General features: G+C 68.6%; 1 protein-coding gene. It reads left to right on the forward strand.

All coding sequences use genetic code 11. The annotated features are described in order from the left end of the window. Window positions 1–14: 14 nt before the first annotated feature. A partial coding sequence (locus tag DZG00_RS16620; RefSeq protein ID WP_147360115.1) for a hypothetical protein occupies window positions 15–354 on the forward strand: 340 nt, incomplete at its 3' end.

The following is a 354-nucleotide window of genomic DNA, read 5'->3' on the forward strand; positions in this document are numbered from 1 at the left end:
GGCTGCTGCCGCGCGTGGAGATCGGCCGCCGGCAGGCTCTCTACATCGCGACGCTCTCGCAGGCATGCGGCCACGAGGTCTCCGACGGACTCCTGGAATTGATCACCGCCATCTTGGGCTTCACCGGGGAATGGTTCGCGGAGGGACGGGTCGCCGACCTCGAGGAGTACCTCGACGTGGGTCTGGACAACCGTCCTTCGCGCGAGTCCGTCGCGCAGTGGCGCGCCATCGGCGACGCCTGTCGTGAGATCCTCCGCCCCCGCCTGGATGCCTTCGACAGGTACTCGGCCCCGGAGAATCCGGCGATCGTCCTCCCGGAGCTGTTCGCGAATGGCGTCGTGAGCACGGAGGCGG

The sequence above is a fragment of the Clavibacter lycopersici genome, from assembly GCF_003576405.1.
Lineage (GTDB): Bacteria > Actinomycetota > Actinomycetes > Actinomycetales > Microbacteriaceae > Clavibacter > Clavibacter lycopersici.